General features: G+C 68.8%; 15 protein-coding genes. All 15 read left to right on the forward strand.

Annotated elements, in window-relative coordinates:
• The first annotated feature begins 407 nt into the window (after nucleotides 1-407).
• The 15 genes from rho (at nucleotide 408) to IQ210_RS16915 (ending at nucleotide 15837) form a co-directional block, all read left to right on the forward strand.
• On the forward strand, nucleotides 408-2402 hold the full coding sequence (gene rho, locus IQ210_RS16845) for a transcription termination factor Rho (protein WP_194079829.1): 1995 nt from the start codon (nucleotides 408-410) through the stop codon (nucleotides 2400-2402).
• Between the two features lie 171 nt (nucleotides 2403-2573).
• Nucleotides 2574-4322, forward strand: coding sequence for a trypsin-like serine protease (locus IQ210_RS16850; RefSeq protein WP_228047864.1), 1749 nt, complete (start codon nucleotides 2574-2576; stop codon nucleotides 4320-4322).
• Between the two features lie 205 nt (nucleotides 4323-4527).
• On the forward strand, nucleotides 4528-5664 hold the full coding sequence (locus tag IQ210_RS16855; RefSeq protein WP_194079830.1) for an LCP family protein: 1137 nt from the start codon (nucleotides 4528-4530) through the stop codon (nucleotides 5662-5664).
• A 148-nt stretch (nucleotides 5665-5812) separates the two neighbouring features.
• Entirely contained in the window at nucleotides 5813-6031 is a 219-nt protein-coding gene (gene rpmE, locus IQ210_RS16860; protein ID WP_079311057.1) for a 50S ribosomal protein L31, read from the forward strand.
• A gap of 104 nt (nucleotides 6032-6135) precedes the next feature.
• Complete coding sequence (gene prfA / locus IQ210_RS16865) at nucleotides 6136-7212, forward strand: peptide chain release factor 1 (protein ID WP_194079831.1); 1077 nt, start codon at nucleotides 6136-6138, stop codon at nucleotides 7210-7212.
• Nucleotides 7213-7304: 92 nt separating this feature from the next.
• Entirely contained in the window at nucleotides 7305-8144 is an 840-nt protein-coding gene (gene prmC, locus IQ210_RS16870; protein WP_194080016.1) for a peptide chain release factor N(5)-glutamine methyltransferase, read from the forward strand.
• Between the two features lie 52 nt (nucleotides 8145-8196).
• Entirely contained in the window at nucleotides 8197-8844 is a 648-nt protein-coding gene (locus IQ210_RS16875) for an L-threonylcarbamoyladenylate synthase (protein WP_194079832.1), read from the forward strand.
• Complete coding sequence (locus tag IQ210_RS16880; RefSeq protein ID WP_194079833.1) at nucleotides 8841-9512, forward strand: arsenate reductase/protein-tyrosine-phosphatase family protein; 672 nt, start codon at nucleotides 8841-8843, stop codon at nucleotides 9510-9512. The genes IQ210_RS16875 and IQ210_RS16880 overlap by 4 nt, the downstream gene beginning before the upstream one ends.
• 68 nt (nucleotides 9513-9580) lie before the next feature.
• Nucleotides 9581-10822, forward strand: coding sequence for a serine hydroxymethyltransferase (locus IQ210_RS16885; protein ID WP_194079834.1), 1242 nt, complete (start codon nucleotides 9581-9583; stop codon nucleotides 10820-10822).
• Nucleotides 10823-10984: 162 nt separating this feature from the next.
• A complete protein-coding gene (locus IQ210_RS16890) occupies nucleotides 10985-12316 on the forward strand; it encodes an MraY family glycosyltransferase (RefSeq protein WP_194079835.1) in 1332 nt (443 codons plus the stop codon).
• A 311-nt stretch (nucleotides 12317-12627) separates the two neighbouring features.
• On the forward strand, nucleotides 12628-13059 hold the full coding sequence (locus IQ210_RS16895) for a hypothetical protein (protein ID WP_194079836.1): 432 nt from the start codon (nucleotides 12628-12630) through the stop codon (nucleotides 13057-13059).
• Nucleotides 13060-13275: 216 nt separating this feature from the next.
• A complete protein-coding gene (gene atpB, locus IQ210_RS16900; RefSeq protein WP_194079837.1) occupies nucleotides 13276-14121 on the forward strand; it encodes a F0F1 ATP synthase subunit A in 846 nt (281 codons plus the stop codon).
• Nucleotides 14122-14199: 78 nt separating this feature from the next.
• A complete protein-coding gene (atpE, locus tag IQ210_RS16905; RefSeq protein ID WP_030860414.1) occupies nucleotides 14200-14424 on the forward strand; it encodes an ATP synthase F0 subunit C in 225 nt (74 codons plus the stop codon).
• A gap of 40 nt (nucleotides 14425-14464) precedes the next feature.
• Nucleotides 14465-15019, forward strand: a complete 555-nt coding sequence (locus tag IQ210_RS16910; protein ID WP_194079838.1) for a F0F1 ATP synthase subunit B — start codon at nucleotides 14465-14467, stop codon at nucleotides 15017-15019.
• Complete coding sequence (locus IQ210_RS16915; RefSeq protein ID WP_194079839.1) at nucleotides 15016-15837, forward strand: F0F1 ATP synthase subunit delta; 822 nt, start codon at nucleotides 15016-15018, stop codon at nucleotides 15835-15837. The genes IQ210_RS16910 and IQ210_RS16915 overlap by 4 nt, the downstream gene beginning before the upstream one ends.
• Nucleotides 15838-15908 lie beyond the last annotated feature (71 nt).

Genomic DNA, 15908 nt, shown 5'->3' on the forward strand with positions numbered 1-15908 from the left:
TGCGTTCGGTTGCCGGATTTCGAGAGGGGGAATGTTTGTTGGATCCGGTAGTGTTAACCTCAAGTCTGCACCCGACCCCACCATGGCGAGGTGCTTCACGTCCCCGTCCGGGACAGACATTCTTCCGGGAGCCTCCCAAGCCGCACTGTGTTTCGTACGACGTACGCGGGCAGTACCTCGTACGCGAGCACTGAGCGACTTGCCGGGCACGCTCCGGAACCGGTGCGACCGAGCCACGTGACACAGCCAGTCGGTGTCATGGCTCTGGGAAGCGCCATCACCAGATTCCTCCGCCGCCCAGGCGGACCACCGCCCCGGCACGGTCCACAAGGATGGGACCGACGTCGGACAGCACAACCGGTCGCCGAGCCAGACAGGCCGACGTCCGCTCCAGGGAAGGACCCTTCGTGAGCGACACCACCGATCTGATGGGCGCACGTGTCGAGGAGACCGCTGCCGCGCCCGCCACGGACGCCTCCGCGCCTGCCACCGGTGCCGGCTCCCGGCGGCGCCGCGGTACCGGCCTCGAGGGCATGGTGCTGGCCGAGCTGCAGCAGGTCGCATCCGGCCTCGGCATCAGGGGCACCGCGCGCATGCGCAAGAGCCAGCTGATCGAGGTCATCAAGGAGGCGCAGGCCGGAGGCAGCGCCGCGGCTCCCAAGGCGGACGCCGCCACCGAGACCAAGCCCAAGCGCCGCGCCACCTCCAAGGCCCGCACCGGCGAGGCCGCCGAGAAGAAGGCGGACGCGAAGGCCGAGGCCCCCGCCGAGAAGGCGACGGCCCAGCAGCAGATCGAGATCCCCGGCCAGCCGGCCTCCGACGACGCTCCCGTCGAGCGCCGCCGTCGCCGTGCCACGGCCGAGGCCGGCAGCCCCGAGACGGTGGCCGCCGAGGCGAAGAGCGAGCCCAAGGCCGAGACGCCCGCCCCGCAGGCGCAGGGCGAGGCCAAGGGCGACGCGGGTGACGCCGAGGGCCGTCAGGGCCGTCGCGACCGCCGTGACCGCGGCGACCGTCAGGACCGCGACCGTGGCGGCCGTGACCGCGACCGCCGTGGCAAGGGTGACGACCAGCAGGGCGGCGGCCAGCGCGGCCAGCAGCAGAGCCAGCAGCAGGGCGGCGGCCGTCAGGACCGCAACGCCGGCCCGCAGGACGACGACGACTTCGAGGGCGGCCGCCGTGGCCGTCGCGGCCGTTACCGGGACCGTCGGGGCCGTCGTGGCCGTGACGACATGGGCGCGGCCGAGCCGCAGCTCGCCGAGGACGACGTCCTGATCCCCGTCGCGGGCATCCTGGACATCCTCGACAACTACGCCTTCATCCGTACGTCGGGCTACCTGCCGGGCCCCAACGACGTGTACGTCTCCCTCGCCCAGGTCCGCAAGAACGGCCTGCGCAAGGGTGACCACGTCACCGGCGCGGTCCGTCAGCCCAAGGAAGGCGAGCGGCGCGAGAAGTTCAACGCGCTGGTCCGTCTCGACTCCGTCAACGGCATGGCGCCCGAACACGGCCGTGGCCGCCCGGAGTTCAACAAGCTCACCCCGCTGTACCCGCAGGACCGCCTCCGCCTGGAGACGGACCCGGGTGTGCTCACGACCCGGATCATCGACCTCGTGTCGCCGATCGGTAAGGGGCAGCGCGGTCTGATCGTGGCCCCGCCGAAGACCGGCAAGACCATGATCATGCAGGCGATCGCCAACGCGATCACGCACAACAACCCCGAGTGCCACCTGATGGTCGTCCTGGTCGACGAGCGTCCGGAAGAGGTCACCGACATGCAGCGGTCGGTCAAGGGCGAGGTCATCTCCTCGACCTTCGACCGCCCGGCCGAGGACCACACCACGGTCGCCGAGCTCGCCATCGAGCGCGCCAAGCGCCTGGTGGAGCTGGGCCACGACGTGGTCGTGCTGCTCGACTCGATCACGCGTCTGGGCCGTGCGTACAACCTGGCCGCGCCCGCCTCCGGCCGCATCCTGTCCGGTGGTGTCGACTCGACCGCCCTGTACCCGCCGAAGCGCTTCTTCGGTGCGGCCCGCAACATCGAGGACGGCGGCTCGCTGACCATCCTCGCCACCGCCCTGGTGGACACCGGGTCCCGCATGGACGAGGTGATCTTCGAGGAGTTCAAGGGCACCGGCAACATGGAGCTCAAGCTCGACCGGAAGCTCGCCGACAAGCGCATCTTCCCGGCGGTGGACGTCGACGCGTCCGGCACCCGTAAGGAAGAGATCCTCCTCGGCAACGAGGAACTGGCGGTCGTCTGGAAGCTGCGCCGCGTGCTGCACGCGCTCGACCAGCAGCAGGCCATCGAGCTGCTCCTCGACAAGATGAAGCAGACGAAGTCGAACGTCGAGTTCCTGATGCAGATCCAGAAGACGACGCCGACCCCCGGTAACGGCGACTGACGTAAGTCTTCGGCAAAGGGCCACCCCCGTTGTGGGGGTGGCCCTTTGTGGTTTCTGGGGCCGGGGTACGATCGCGCTCTTCGGTCACTTTTTCGACCCGTGAACTTCTGATCCCGAGGGGGGACTTGAGTGGGTACAGCCATGTCCGGGGGCGGCCGGCACAGACGTCGGATGCGGATCGCCCTGCCCATCGGTGCGGCCGGTGTCGCCGCCGCCGTGGCAGCCGCGCTGATGATCACGTCGGCCGGGGCGGCCACCGCCTCTGAGCCGACGCCCAAGACGCCCGCCATCAGCACGGTGTCGCAGGCCGAGCTCAAGGCCCGGGTCGCGGGGGGTCTCGCCGGCGGGGACATCGCCGGGCAGACGACCTCGAAGTCGTCGCTGAGCTCCAGCACCAGCAGCGGCACCGTCGACGCGAAGATCATCGGCGGCACCACCACGACGATCTCCTCGGCGCCCTGGATGGCCCAGCTCTTCTACCAGGACACGACGAACGACGTGTACTTCTTCTGCGGCGGCTCCGTCGTCTCGCCGACGAAGATCCTCACCGCCGCGCACTGCGTCAAGGGCTACAACTGGGCCAAGTACGGCGCGATCGTCACCGGCACGACGACGATGCCCGACGCGAACGGCAACACCAACGGCACGGTCACCGGCGCGGTGCGCCAGTGGAGCCACCCGTCGTACAGCTCGCGGACCATCGACAACGACATCGCCGTCATCACCCTGAACCAGCCGGTCAAGGCGACGCCGATCCGTATGACGACGTCCACGGACACCACCTCGTACAAGGCCGGGACGAGCGCGAAGGTCTACGGCTGGGGCCGTACCAGCTCCACCACGCAGGACATCTCCGACACCCTGAAGACGGCCACGCTGCCGATCCAGTCGGACACCACCTGCGCCAACTACTACGGGGCCGACTTCATCAAGGGCCACATGGTCTGCGCCGGCAACCCCGCCACCGGCAGCGACGAGGGCACGACGTCCGCCTGCAACGGTGACTCCGGCGGTCCGCTGGTCGTGGACAACCGCATCGTCGGCGTCGTTTCGTGGGGTGTCACGGACTGCGTCGAGAAGGGCGCCTACAGCGTCTTCTCGAAGGTCAGCACCTACCTCGGCGCCGCGTACGCGCAGGTCGACGACGCCAACCTGAGCTACACGGACAACAAGGCCGACCTCTTCGTGCGCAACTCGTCCACGAAGACCGGCTACGAGAAGGACTCCAAGGGCACCTCCTTCGGCGCCCGGCAGGACCTCGGCTACTGGGGTTCCTACAACGTCGTCCTCCAGACCGACCTGAACCGCGACAGCGTCCAGGACCTCATCTACCGCAACAGCTCCACCGGTGCCGTCTACTGGGACCGTTACGTGTGGTCGACGGGCGAGTTCAGCCGGAAGAAGATCTTCGACAACTGGAAGACCCGCACCCGCATCATCGCCCCCGGCGACCTGACCGGCGACTACAAGCCCGACCTGGTCTCCGTGGACTCCGCAGGCAAGGCCTGGCTCTACCCGAGCAACGGCGACGGCACCTTCGCCGCCCGCAAGCAGATCGGCACGGCCACGGGCTGGAACTCGTACAACATGGTGCGCGGCAAGGGCGACTTCAACGGTGACGGCAAGGCCGACCTGATCGCCCGCAACAAGAGCACCGGCGCCCTCTACCTCTACAAGGGCACCGGCAAGGCCTCGGCCCCGTTCGCCGCCCGCGTGAAGGTCCGCACCTGGAGCAACACCACGTACAACGCCTTCGACGCCATCGGTGACATCACCGGCGACGGCAAGGCCGACTTCCTGGCCCGTACGCCCGGCGGCACCCTGTACCTGTACAAGGGCACCGGCAAGGCCACCAGCGAGATCTTTGCCACAAGGATCTCGGTCGGTACCGATTTCAAGCAGTACGACATCTTCGGCTGAAATCGCAGGTGAGCGGGGTACGTCCCGGCTCATTGACTACGCACTGTGCCCACCCGTCCACCGGGTGGGCACAGTGCGTTGTGCAACCCTTTCTCCGGTTTCCCCGTCTGACCAGGCGGAGCGACCATGGTGAGGTCCGGGTCGTGCGCGACCACGTCTGACCCTGAAAGCAGGGGGTAACCGACCCGACGAGAACGAGGAGCACATGACCGCCGAGAGCACGCCGGAGCCCGGCATACCGGGCGAGTCCGGCACCACGGGCCCGCGCCACCGCGCCAAGGGCCGCCGCCGCAAGACCCGGGGCGGGCACAAGGGCCTGAAGATCGCGGCCTGGACCGCCGCGGGGATCGTCGTGCTGGGCGGCACCGGGGCCGGGTATCTGTACTTCAAGCTCAACGGCAACATCAAGAGCGTCGACATCGACCAGGCCCTCGGCACCGACCGGCCGACCAAGGTCGACAACGGCTCCGAGAACATCCTCGTCCTGGGCTCGGACACCCGTTCCGGCTCCAACAAGAAGCTCGGCGGCGGCGCCGACGACGGCAGCGCCCGCTCGGACACGGCGATGATCGTGCACGTCTACGAGGGCCACAAGAAGGCCAGCGTGGTCTCCATACCCCGCGACACTCTCGTCGACCGGCCGGAGTGCACCGACACCGACGGGAACGTCCACGACGCCGCGTCGATGAAGATGTTCAACTCCGCGTATTCCACGGGCGGCGCCGCCTGTGCCGTGAAGACCGTCGAGTCCCTCACCGGCATCCGCATGGACCACTATCTGGAGGTCGACTTCGCCGGCTTCCAGAAGCTCATCGACGAGCTCGGCGGTGTCGACGTGACGACCACCAAGGACATCACCGACTCCGAGAGCCACCTCAACCTCAAGGCCGGCACCCACACCCTCACAGGCAAGCAGGCCCTCGGCCTGGTCCGCACCCGGCACGGTGTCGGCGACGGCTCCGACCTCGGCCGCATCCAGCTCCAGCAGGCGTTCATCAAGGCGCTGATCAACCAGATCAAGGACGTCGACGTCTTCGGCAACCCGAAGAAGCTGTACGACCTCGCCAACACCGCCACCAAGGCCGTGACGACCGACTCCGACCTGGGCTCCGTCAACAAGCTCATGTCCTTCGCCAACGGCCTCAAGGGCATCAGCTCCAAGAACATGACCATGATCACCATGCCGGTCCAGTACGACCCGGCGGACGCCAACCGCGTCCTCGTGGACGAGGCCAAGGCCAAGGCGGTCTGGAAGGCCCTGAAGAACGACCGGGCGATCCCGAAGAGCGCGACCGAGGGCACGGCCACGGGCAAGGCGGACGGCGTGGTCACCGCCTCGTAGGCCCGCCCTCGGGCCCCTGGGAATAGATCACCCCCACCCCCCGTTTTGGGGGATGCGGCCAGTCCTGGCAGACTGGTACGTCGGCCCCGGTTCACGCTCCCGCAGCCCGCGGTGGCGACCCGGTGCCCTCCCGAAACTAGGAGACACCTTGAAGCGCGACATCCACCCCGAGTACGTCGAGACGCAGGTCAGCTGCACCTGTGGCGCGTCGTTCACCACCCGTAGCACGATCGAGAGCGGCACCATCCGTGCCGAGGTCTGCTCCGAGTGCCACCCGTTCTACACGGGCAAGCAGAAGATCCTCGACACCGGTGGCCGCGTGGCCCGCTTCGAGGCCCGCTTCGGCAAGGCTGCTGCCAAGAAGTAGCGAGCCACCAGCGCCGGTCCACGGTCGCGCTCCTCGGAGCGCGCCGGGACCGGCGTTTTTGGTCGCCCGCCTTCCCCCGTCATTCGCAGTACAGGAGCCCCAAGATGTTCGAGGCCGTCGAGGAACTGGTCACTGAGCACGCCGATCTGGAGACGAAGCTCGCCGACCCGTCGGTCTTCGCCGACCAGGCCAACGCGCGCAAGCTGAACAAGCGCTACGCCGAGCTCACCCCGATCGTCGCCACGTACCGCTCCTGGAAGCAGACGGGCGACGACATCGACACGGCGAAGGAACTCGCCGCCGACGACCCGGACTTCGCCGCCGAGGTCAAGGAGCTGGACAAGCAGCGCGAGGAGCTCACCGAGAAGCTCCGCCTGCTGCTCGTCCCCCGCGACCCCAGCGACGACAAGGACGTCATCCTCGAGATCAAGGCCGGCGCCGGTGGTGACGAGTCGGCCCTGTTCGCCGGTGACCTCCTGCGCATGTATCTGCGGTACGCCGAGCGCGTCGGCTGGAAGACCGAGATCATCGACGCCACCGAGTCCGAGCTGGGCGGCTACAAGGACGTCCAGGTCGCCGTGAAGACCAAGGGCGGCCAGGGTGCCACCGAGCCCGGCCAGGGCGTCTGGGCCCGGCTGAAGTACGAGGGCGGTGTGCACCGTGTGCAGCGCGTCCCGGCGACCGAGTCCCAGGGCCGTATCCACACCTCCGCGGCCGGTGTGCTGGTCACGCCCGAGGCCGAGGAGGTCGACGTCGAGATCAACCCCAACGACCTCCGCATCGACGTCTACCGCTCCTCCGGCCCCGGCGGGCAGTCCGTCAACACGACCGACTCCGCCGTGCGCATCACGCACATTCCCACCGGAGTCGTCGCTTCCTGCCAGAACGAGAAGAGCCAGCTTCAGAACAAGGAGCAGGCCTTGCGTATCCTGCGCTCCAGGCTGCTCGCCGCGGCGCAGGAGGAGGCGGAGCGGGAAGCCGCCGACGCCCGCCGCAGCCAGGTCCGTACCGTCGACCGCTCCGAGAAGATCCGTACGTACAACTTCCCGGAGAACCGCATCTCGGACCACCGCGTCGGCTTCAAGGCGTACAACTTGGACCAGGTCCTGGACGGCGACCTCGACGCGGTGATCCAGGCCTGTGTCGACGCGGACTCGGCGGCGAAGCTGGCGGCCGCGTAAGAGGGACCCACGGGACCTACGCACGACCGAGTACGACACGGAGGACTTGCGTGCAGCAATCTTTTGGGGAGCGACCCCCAAACCCCCGAAGTCTGCTGCTCGCTGAGGTAGCTCAAGCCACCCAGCGGCTGGCCGACGCCGGCGTGCCCTCGCCGCGCAACGACGCGGAGGAGCTCGCCGCGTTCGTGCACGGTGTGAAGAGGGGCGCGCTGCACTCCGTGAAGGACGCGGACTTCGACGCCCGGTACTGGGAGGTCATCGCCCGCCGAGAGCAGCGCGAGCCGCTCCAGCACATCACCGGGCTCGCCTACTTCCGGTACCTGGAGCTCCAGGTCGGCCCCGGCGTCTTCGTGCCCCGCCCGGAGACCGAGTCCGTGGTCGGGTGGGCGATAGACGCCGTCCGCGCCATGGACGTCGTCGAGCCCTGCATCGTCGACCTGTGCACCGGCTCCGGCGCCATCGCGCTCGCCCTCGCCCAGGAGGTCCCGCGCTCCCGCGTGCACGCCGTGGAGCTGTCCGAGGACGCCCTGCAGTGGACGCGCAAGAACGTCGAGGGGTCCAGGGTCGATCTGCGGCAGGGCAACGCCCTGGACGCCTTCCCGGACCTCGACGGCCAGGTCGACCTGGTCATCTCCAACCCGCCCTACATCCCGCTCACCGAGTGGGAGTACGTCGCTCCCGAGGCGCGGGACTACGATCCCGAACTCGCCCTGTTCTCCGGCGAGGACGGCCTCGACCTCATCCGCGGTCTGGAACGCACCGCGCACCGGCTCCTGCGCCCGGGTGGCGTCGTCGTCATCGAGCACGCCGACACCCAGGGCGGCCAGGTGCCGTGGATCTTCACCGAGGAGCGGGGCTGGGCCGACGCGGCCGACCACCCCGACCTCAACAACCGCCCCCGGTTCGCCACGGCACGCAAGGCGCTGCCGTGACCGCCGTGGAGACTTTCGACCCGAAGTACGTGTACGAGGAGGCCCGTTAGACATGGCACGGCGATACGACACCAACGACGCGACCGACCGCTCGACGGGTCTGCGCGAGGCCGCGTCCGCCGTCCGCCGTGGCGAGCTGGTGGTCCTCCCGACCGACACGGTGTACGGCATCGGCGCCGACGCGTTCTCCTCCGAGGCCGTTCACGACCTGCTGGAGGCCAAGGGCCGCGGCCGCAACATGCCCACGCCCGTCCTGATCGGCTCCCCGAACACGCTCCACGGTCTCGTCACGGACTTCTCCGAGATGGCGTGGGAGCTGGTCGACGCGTTCTGGCCGGGCGCGCTCACGCTCGTCGCGAAGCACCAGCCGTCCCTCCAGTGGGACCTGGGCGACACCAGGGGCACGGTGGCGGTCCGTATGCCGCTGCACCCGGTGGCGATCGAGCTGCTCACGGAGGTCGGCCCGATGGCGGTCTCCTCGGCGAACCTCACCGGGCACCCGGCGCCGGAGGACTGTGACGCGGCCCAGGAGATGCTCGGCGACTCGGTGTCCGTGTACCTGGACGGCGGTCCGACGCCCGGCAACGTGCCGTCCTCCATCGTCGACGTGACGCGCGAGGTGCCCGTCCTGCTCCGTGCGGGCGCGATCTCCGCGGAGGAGCTCAGGAAGGTCGTACCCGACCTCGAGGTGGCGAATTGACGGCCCCTGACGCGGGGCGTGGCATATGGGACATGGAAGAGACGCGGACCTTCACCGGCCTCCCGCGTGACACCTTCCGCATCCTCCACGTCAGCACCGGCAACGTGTGCCGCTCGCCGATCACCGAGCGGCTGACCCGTCATGCCCTGGCGAACCGGCTCGGCGACCCGCTGTGGGGCGGCCTCGTCGTGGAGAGCGCGGGCACCTGGGGCCACGAAGGGGCGCCCATGGAGGCCAACGCGGAGGCGGTCCTGGCCGACTTCGGCGCGGACGCCTCCGGCTTCACCGGCCGCGAACTCCTCGACGAGCACGTCATCATGGCCGACCTGGTCCTGACCGCCACCCGCGACCACCGCGCCCAGGTCATCTCCATGGGCCACTCGGCGGGCCTGCGCACCTTCACCCTGAAGGAGTTCACCCGCCTGGTCCGCGCGATAGACCCGACCACGCTGCCGCCCCTGGAGGACGGCGTGGTCGACCGCGCCCGCGCCCTGGTCCGCGCGGCGGCGGCTCTACGCGGGTGGCTCCTGGCCCCGACGGCGGAGGCGGACGAGGTGTACGACCCGTACGGGGCCCCGCTGGGGTTCTTCCGGTCGGTCGGGGACGAGATACATCAGGCGCTCGATCCGGTGGTGACGGCGTTGACGGGGGTGCCTGCGCGGGCGTAACAGCCGAGCACCTCGGGAGTACCGGGCCTACATTGGTCGTACGTCACCGTCGACGCCCGGAGTTCACCATGTCGGTCACCCATGCGCCCGAGACCGCCGATGTCCTGCGGCGGCAGGATCCCGAGCTGGCCGAGATCCTGCTCGGGGAGCTCGCGCGGCAGTCGACGTCGTTGCAGCTCATCGCCGCCGAGAACTTCTCCTCGCCCGCCGTGCTGGCCGCCCTGGGGTCGCCGCTCGCCAACAAGTACGCCGAGGGGTATCCCGGCGCCCGGCACCACGGCGGCTGCGAGATCGTGGACGTCGCCGAGCGCATCGCCGTGGACCGCGCGAAGGCGCTGTTCGGGGCCGCGCACGCCAATGTGCAGTCCCATTCGGGGTCGTCGGCCGTGCTCGCCGCGTACGCCGCGTTGCTGCGGCCCGGCGACACCGTGCTCGCCCTCGGGCTGCCGCACGGGGGGCATCTCACCCACGGGTCGCCCGCGAACTTCTCCGGGCGCTGGTTCGACTTCGTCGGGTACGGCGTCGACGCCGAGACCGGGCTCATCGACCACGAGCAGGTGCGGACGCTGGCCCGCAACCACCAGCCCAAGGCGATCGTGTGCGGCTCCATCGCCTACCCCCGCCACATCGACTACGCCTTCTTCCGTGAGGTCGCCGACGAGGTGGGCGCCTATCTGATCGCCGACGCCGCCCACCCCATCGGGCTCGTCGCCGGGGGAGCGGCGCCCAGTCCGGTGCCGTACGCCGACGTCGTCTGCGCCACCACGCACAAGGTGCTGCGCGGCCCCCGCGGCGGGATGATCCTGTGCGGCGAGGAGCTCGCCGAGCGGGTCGACCGGGCCGTCTTCCCGTTCACCCAGGGCGGCGCGCAGATGCACACCATCGCCGCCAAGGCCGTCGCGTTCGGCGAGGCGGCAACACCGGCGTTCACCGCGTACGCCCATCAGGTGGTCGCCAATGCGAGGGTTCTCGCGGCCGGCCTGGCCGCCGAGGGGCTCGTCGTCACCACCGGCGGCACCGACACCCACCTGCTCACCGTCGACCCCGCGCCGCTCGGCGTCGACGGCCGGACCGCGCGCGGGCGGCTCGCGGCGGCCGGCATGGTCCTCGACTGCTGCGCGCTGCCGCACGGGGACGCCCGTGGGCTGCGGCTGGGGACCGCCGCCGTGACCACGCAGGGGATGGGGGAGGAGGAGATGGCCGGCGTCGCCGCCCTGCTCGCGGGGGTGCTGCGCGGGGAGACCGACAGCCAGAAGGCCCGTGAAGAAGTGCGGGAGCTCGCGGGCAGATTTCCGCCGTATCCCGCCTGATCCGGGGTAGGCGCACCCTCGTCGAACCCCTCGTACACCTGGTTCCGGCCCGGGTGCACAGCCACACGTGCAACCATCGTCGCTACCCGGAAGTCCCCAACCATATGCGTCCGTCGCTAGGGTGTGGGGCTGAGATGGCCAGCGAGACCTGTGGGGAAGCCCGTGCGTGAATACCTGCTGACGCTCTGCATCACGGCCGCGGTGACGTATCTGCTGACAGGGCCGGTACGGAAGTTCGCGATCGTGGCCGGAGCGATGCCGGAGATCAGGGCCCGTGATGTGCACCGGGAACCGACTCCGCGGCTCGGCGGTATCGCCATGTTCTTCGGCCTGTGCGCCGGGCTCCTGGTCGCCGACCACCTCACCAACCTCAACGGGGTCTTCTCCCAGTCCAACGAGCCGCGTGCGCTGCTGTCCGGCGCCGCCCTGATCTGGCTGATCGGCGTCCTGGACGACAAGTTCGAGATCGACGCCCTGATCAAGCTCGGCGGCCAGATGATCGCCGCCGGCGTGATGGTCATGCAGGGTCTGACGATCCTGTGGCTGCCGATCCCGAGTGTCGGCACCGTCGCACTGACCCAGTGGCAGGGCACCCTGCTGACGGTGGCGCTGGTCGTCATCACGATCAACGCGGTCAACTTCGTGGACGGCCTGGACGGCCTCGCCTCCGGCATGGTGTGCATCGCGGCCGCCGCGTTCTTCATGTACGCCTACCGCATCTGGTACTCGTACGGCATCGAGGCCGCCGCCCCCGCGACGCTGTTCGCGGCCATCCTGATGGGCATGTGCCTGGGCTTCCTGCCGCACAACATGCACCCGGCGCGGATCTTCATGGGCGACTCGGGCTCGATGCTGATCGGGCTGGTCCTGGCCGCGGGTGCGATCTCCATCACGGGGCAGGTCGACCCGGACAGCCTGTTCGGCGGGTCCCAGCGTCAGACGGTGCACCAGATGGTCCCGGTCTACATCCCGCTGCTGCTGCCGCTGACGATCATCGCGATCCCGGCCGCCGACCTGGTCCTCGCCATCGTGCGCCGCACCTGGCGCGGTCAGTCGCCGTTCGCCGCCGACCGCGGGCATCTGCACCACCGGCTGCTGGAGATCGGGCACTCGCACAGCCGGGCCGTCCTGATCATGTACTTCTGGTCGGCGCTGATCGCGTTCGGCGCTCTCGCCTACTCCGTGAACTCCGCGTCCATGTGGATCGTGCTGGGTGTGGTGATCCTCTCGGCGATCGGGCTGCTGCTGTTGCTGCTGCCGCGCTTCACGCCGCGGGCGCCGATGTGGGCGCAGGCCTTCGTGCCGCCGCGTTATCGCCGTCGCCGCAAGGCCGTTGCGGAATCCGCGCCCGCCGTGGAGCCGGTCGCTCCCGCGGTCGAGGAGGAGGAGGAGCGCACCCCGGTCGCGGTGGGGGTCTCCGGCGTCAACGGGGCGACCGCCATCGGCGCCCGTTCGCGCTTCCTGGACCGGCGGAAAGCCGGATCGTCGCGCTGACGCGGCAAGGTAAGAATCTGACTAGAGCATTGCCAAGTCGTGGGAGTGAGTTGGGGGTGCAAAGCGCCCCAATACCAGACATGTTGGCCGTGTTCTTGCACAGACGCGCACCGTCACTCTCATGTGTGACAGCGAGCACACCAACCAGGTAAAGACCTCATCAAATAGTTTGTGATACGGTTCACGAGAACCCGGGATAGAGCCGAAGGACCGTAGTGCGACGGTCCATTGGTGTGAGGTCCCCTCTCGGCCCGGGACTACGCTCGTCCATGACGACACCCCTTCCCCCCGTTGAAAGCGGAGTTGCCGCCATGCCGTCCAACGACGTCCGGATCCTGGCCCAGGCTGCTGTGCCCACAGCTGCCGTCGGCGCGATTGCCGCCGTCGTCAGTGGTGTGGTCGCCGGCGGTAAAGGGGCGATCGGGGCGGGCGTCGCGACGCTGATCGTGATCCTCTTCATGGGAATCGGTCTCTACGTACTGCAGCGCACTGCCAAATCGCTTCCGCACTTGTTCCAGGCGATGGGCCTGATGCTCTACGCGGCTCAGATCCTGCTGCTGTTCGTGTTCGTCGCGGCTTTCAAGAACACGACGTTGTTCAACCCCAAGGCTTTCGCCCTGACTCTCGTCGCCGGCACCCTCGCGTGGATCGCCGCACAGACGCGTGCCCACATGAAGTCCAAGATCCTCTACGTCGAACCCGATTCGGGCGACAAGCCCGAAAAAACGGGGCACTCGTCGTGAGGGGTAGGGGCGGGATAAAGGCGCACGAGAAGTCCTGCTATCGTCCGGTGCCAACTGCGGCATCGCGGGCGCGGGCATCTGAGCTGACGCCTGCTCAATCTCACTCGCGAGGCGAGATGCCCCCCAGCCGCCCCCACATCCGTAACACCAGTCCCGTGCCGAACCGCGGCCCTGCGCCGCGCCGACACAACGAGGTTGCCGTACCTATGCGCCACGATGAAGGAGCCCGCGGTGAGTGCTGACCCGACGCAGACGCTCGCTTTCGACACGAGCTGTCACCTGTTCGACGGGTGTGGCTTCGACACGGTCGCCCCGGGCCTCCACTCGTTCCTGTTCGAGCCGCTCCTGGGCGACGCGGACGGCAACGGCTTCTACTTCAACAAGCCGATGCTGCTGGCGCTTGTCGGCTCCGTCATCATCGTGGGCTTCTTCTGGGCCGCGTTCGCCCGGCCGAAGCTCGTGCCCGGCAAGCTCCAGATGGTCGCCGAGGCCGGCTACGACTTCGTACGCCGCGGCATCGTCTACGAGACGATCGGCAAGAAGGAAGGCGAGAAGTACGTACCGCTCGCCGTCTCCCTGTTCTTCTTCATCTGGATGATGAACCTCTGGTCGATCGTCCCCGTCGCCGCCTTCCCGGTGACGTCGATCATCGCCTACCCGCTGGTCCTGGCCGTGATCGTGTACGTCCTGTGGGTCTCGCTGACCTTCAAGCGGCACGGCTTCGTGGGCGCCTTCAAGAACTTCACGGGCTACGACAAGTCGCTGGGCGCGGTCCTCCCGCTCTCCATGACCATCGAGTTCGCGTCGAACCTGATCGTCCGCCCGTTCACGCACGCGGTGCGACTCTTCGCGAACATGTTCGCCGGCCACACCCTGCTGCTGCTCTTCACGATCGCCAGCTGGTACATGCTCAACGGCATCGGCATCGCCTACTCGGCCGTCTCCTTCGTGATGGTCATCGTGATGACGGCCTTCGAGCTCTTCATCCAGGCGGTTCAGGCGTACGTCTTCGTCCTCCTGACCTGCACCTTCATCCAGGGCGCGCTCGCCGAGCACCACTGAGCCGAGCCCTCGGTCACACCCCCAGAGACATCCGGTGGCCAACCCCCACCGGTCACGTAAAGAGAAGGAAGAACTGGCATGTCCCAGATGCTCGCTGCGGTCGACGGCAACCTCGGCTCCATCGGCTACGGCCTCGCGGCGATCGGCCCGGGCGTCGGCGTCGGCATCATCTTCGGTAACGGCACCCAGGCTCTCGCCCGCCAGCCCGAGGCCGCCGGTCTGATCCGCGCCAACCAGATCCTCGGCTTCGCCTTCTGTGAGGCGCTCGCCCTCATCGGTCTGGTCATGCCGTTCGTCTACTAAGACGAACTGACGACCGACCCTTTCGACGAAAGGCACTGATGTGACATCCGCCCTGGTTTTCCTGGCGGCTGAAGAGGGGCACAAGGAAAACCCCCTCGTTCCGCCGTGGCCGGAAGTTGTCATCGGCCTCATCGCTTTCGTCATCGTCTTCGGCTTCCTCGCCAAGAAGCTCCTCCCGACCATCAACAAGGTTCTGGAAGAGCGGCGCGAGGCCATCGAGGGCGGTATCGAGAAGGCCGAGGCCGCCCAGACCGAGGCCCAGAGCGTCCTTGAGCAGTACAAGGCCCAGCTCGCCGAGGCCCGTCACGAGGCCGCGCGTCTGCGCCAGGAGGCGCAGGAGCAGGGCGCCACGCTCATCGCCGAGATGCGCGCGGAAGGCCAGCGGCAGCGTGAGGAGATCATCGCCGCCGGTCACGCCCAGATCGAGGCCGACCGCAAGGCCGCCTCGTCCGCGCTCCGCCAGGACGTCGGCAAGCTCGCCACCGACCTGGCCGGCAAGCTCGTCGGTGAGTCCCTCGAGGACCACGCCCGGCAGAGCCGCGTGATCGACCGCTTCCTCGACGAGCTCGAGGAGAAGGCCGAGGCGGCTCGATGACAGCGCACGGAGCGAGCCGCGAGGCCACAGCTTCGGCACGTGAGCGTCTGGACGCGCTGACGGACAACACGTCCGTGAACGCCGGCACGCTCGCCGACGAGCTGGCCGCCGTCACCGCGCTGCTCGACCGCGAGGTGTCGCTGCGTCGGGTCCTGACCGACCCGGCGCAGGCCGGCGAGGCCAAGGCCGAACTGGCCCAGCGCCTCCTCGGCGGCCAGGTCGGCGGCGAGGCCGCGGACCTGGTGTCCGGCATGGTGCGTTCCCGCTGGTCGCAGTCGCGCGACCTGGTGGACGCCCTGGAGGAGCTGGCGAACCTCGCCGACCTCACCGCCGCGCAGACGGCCGGCGCGCTCGACGACGTGGAGGACGAGCTGTTCCGGTTCGGCCGGATCGTCTCCTCGAACACCGAGCTGCGGGCCGCGCTCACCGACCGCGCCGCGACCGGTTCGGCCAAGGGCGAGCTGCTGCGCAGCCTGCTCGGCGGCCGTGCCCACGCGACCACCGAGCGTCTGGTGACGCGTCTTGTGACCGCGCCGCGGGGACGTAGCCTGGAAGCGGGACTGGAGTCCCTGTCCAAGCTCGCCGCGGACCGTCGCAACCGCCTGGTCGCCGTCGTCACCTCGGCGGTACCGCTGAGCGACACCCAGAAGCAGCGCCTGGGCGCCGCGCTCGGGAAGCTCTACGGCCACCAGGTCCACCTGAACATCGACGTGGACCCCGAGGTCCTCGGCGGCATCCGGGTGCAGGTCGGCGACGAGGTCATCAACGGCTCCATCGCGGACCGCATCGAGGACGCCGGCCGCCGCCTGGCGGGCTGAGCAGCAACTTCATAGCAGTACGTACTTACGACGGCCCTGGTTGGGCCGTACATGAAGAATCCTGGGGGTCG

The organism is Streptomyces justiciae, from assembly GCF_015163075.1.
Classification (GTDB): domain Bacteria; phylum Actinomycetota; class Actinomycetes; order Streptomycetales; family Streptomycetaceae; genus Streptomyces; species Streptomyces justiciae.